2 protein-coding genes are annotated in these 2,431 nt (G+C 71.7%); both read left to right on the top strand.

Annotated elements, in window-relative coordinates; translation table 11 throughout:
- The first annotated feature begins 46 nt into the window (after positions 1-46).
- Positions 47-889, top strand: a complete 843-nt coding sequence (gene whiG / locus FNQ90_RS19735; RefSeq protein ID WP_182607587.1) for an RNA polymerase sigma factor WhiG — start codon at positions 47-49, stop codon at positions 887-889.
- A gap of 98 nt (positions 890-987) precedes the next feature.
- Positions 988-1,548, top strand: a complete 561-nt coding sequence (locus FNQ90_RS19730) for a TetR/AcrR family transcriptional regulator (RefSeq protein WP_182607588.1) — start codon at positions 988-990, stop codon at positions 1,546-1,548.
- The last annotated feature ends 883 nt before the right edge of the window (positions 1,549-2,431 follow it).

The raw sequence follows: 2,431 nt of genomic DNA, 5'->3' as shown, positions 1-2,431 counted from the left end.
CCCCGGCGGGATCCCACCCTCCACAGCAGAACGGTCGACACCCCGCATGCCCCAGCACACCCCAGGGCCCCGGCCACCGGCCGCCGATGCGTCGGTCAGGACTCGGGGCCCCGCCTCCGGAACCGTCGCCACCCCGCTCGACGAACTGTGGCACCGCTACAAGGACACCGGCGACGACCGACTGCGCGAGCAGTTGATCCTGCACTACTCACCGCTGGTCAAGTACGTCGCCGGCCGGGTGGGGGTGGGTCTCCCGCCCAATGTGGATCAGGCCGATTTCGTCTCCTCAGGGGTTTTCGGCCTGATCGACGCCATCGAGAAGTTCGACCCGGGACGGTCGATCAAGTTCGAGACCTACGCCATCACCCGTATCCGGGGAGCGATGATCGACGAACTGCGGGCGCTGGACTGGATTCCCCGATCGGTACGGCAGAAGGCACGGGCCTTCGAGCGGGCCTCGGCGGAGTTGGAGTCCTCGTTGCACCGCTCCCCCACCGAGGCGGAGGTGGCTCGGGAGATGAACATGGGGCTGGATGAACTGCACGAGTTCTTCGGCCGTCTCTCCCTGGCCAACACGGTGGCGCTGGAGGAACTGTTGCACCCGGCGGGGGACGGGGGTGACCAGTTGAGCCTGATGGACATCCTCGAGGACACCAGCGCCGATGACCCGGTGGAGGTGGCGGAGGACCGCGAGTTGCGCAGGCTCCTGGCGAGAGCGGTCAACGCCCTCCCCGATCGGGAGAAGACCGTGGTCACGCTCTACTACTACGAAGGGCTGACGCTGGCCGAAATCGGCCAGGTGTTGGGAGTGACCGAGAGCCGGGTGAGTCAAATCCACACCAAATCCGTACTGCTGTTGCGCTCGAAGTTGGCAGATGTGAACAACTGAGAGGCACTTCACCCATGGGGATCCGGCCGTCCCGGTACGGGAACGTCGGCGGGCGGGCACTCTACAGTGGAGAGGTGCCCAGGATTCGAGCGGCCTCCGTGGCCGAACACCGCCACATGCAGCGCGCCGCCCTGCTGGACGCGGCCCGGTCCCTGCTGGCCGAGGGCGGGCAGAGCGCGCTGACGTTTCCGGCCCTGGCCGAGCGGACGGGTCTCGCCCGTTCCTCGGTGTACGAGTACTTCCGTTCCCGGGCCGCCGTGGTCGAGGAGTTGTGCGCGGCCGACTTTCCCGTGTGGGCCGGGGAGGTGGAGGCGGCGATGCACGCCGCCGACTCCCCCGAGGAACGGATCGCCGCCTATGTCCGTTGCCAACTGGCCCTGGCCGGGGACCGGCGTCACCGCGCCGTGGTCGCCATCTCCTCCGGGGAGTTGAGCGCCGGGGCGCGGGAACGGATCCGCGCCGCTCACGGCTCGCTGATCGAATTGGTGGTGGGGGTGCTGGGAGAACTGGGCCACCCCGATCCCCGGCTGGGTGCCTCCCTGGTCCAGGGCGTGGTGGACGCTGCCGTCCGCCGCGCGGAGTTGAACGTGGAACCGGGCCCCACCGTGGCCGACCACGCGGTGCGGATGGTGTTGCGGGGCATCTCCCCCCGGGACTGAGGGGAAGGCCGCGGGGGCCCGCGCCGTGCGGAAGAAGTCCGGTACGACGCGGGCCGCGGGAACGGGGCGGGCGGAGCACCGCGTGCGGGCCCCCGCTCCGGACCGCCGCGCCGCGGAGCGGGACCGCCGGCATCGCTCGGCAGGCCCCATCCGTCCGACCCAGCCGTTCGCGGCGTCTCCGCCGTGCCTCTTCCGCGGGACGGTCCCGAGGAGGAAGCCCGACCGGTGGGGTCCCGGCATCGCTCCCCCTTTCCCCGCCTCCCCGCGCCGGGCGGCGGCGTTCGGCCTCCCCTTTCCCGCTTTCCGCTTGACCCGGGAGGAGCCACCGGCCCGGAAGCGCCACGGGGACCTCCCGACGGAGATGGGGCACCCCCGTCACGGGTAGCAGCCGGGCCGGGCCGCGCCGCAACAGCGACAGGGGATCCGTGTAGCGTTCCGGGTCCGTCGGGTCCGCACCCCGGAGACGGGCCGCCCGCAGTCCCCAGTGCACACACGGTCGATCACAGTGGTGGGGGCCCTCGGCGAGCCGCGCGACCGGATCACCCGGCAGCACCCGCCGGCCCGGCTCCACCAACGGCACCACGGGTTCGAAGGTCGTCCGCAGGCCATCCCCTGCGCCCGGGGCAGCGGATGGTCCATCGGAAAGGAACGGTGAGCCGCCCGGCTCGTCGAGTTCGATCACCACCACCCCGCGGCCGGCGACCGGCCCCGCGAAAACGACCCGTCCCGAGACGGGGGAGAGGACCACGGCTCCCACCTCCGCCGGCAGGTCCACCCCCCGGTGTCCCGCCTGCCAGGGGCGTACCGGTGGGTCGAAGGGACGCGCCACGAGCGGAGGGGTGAGCAGCGGCCACCGGTACGCCCCTGGCAGGCGGGACACCGG

The sequence above is a fragment of the Streptomyces alkaliphilus genome (genome assembly GCF_014141535.1).
GTDB lineage: Bacteria > Actinomycetota > Actinomycetes > Streptomycetales > Streptomycetaceae > Streptomyces > Streptomyces alkaliphilus.
The sequence above is the reverse complement of the archived record's forward strand: the minus strand, read 5'-3'. Positions and strand labels throughout refer to the sequence as shown.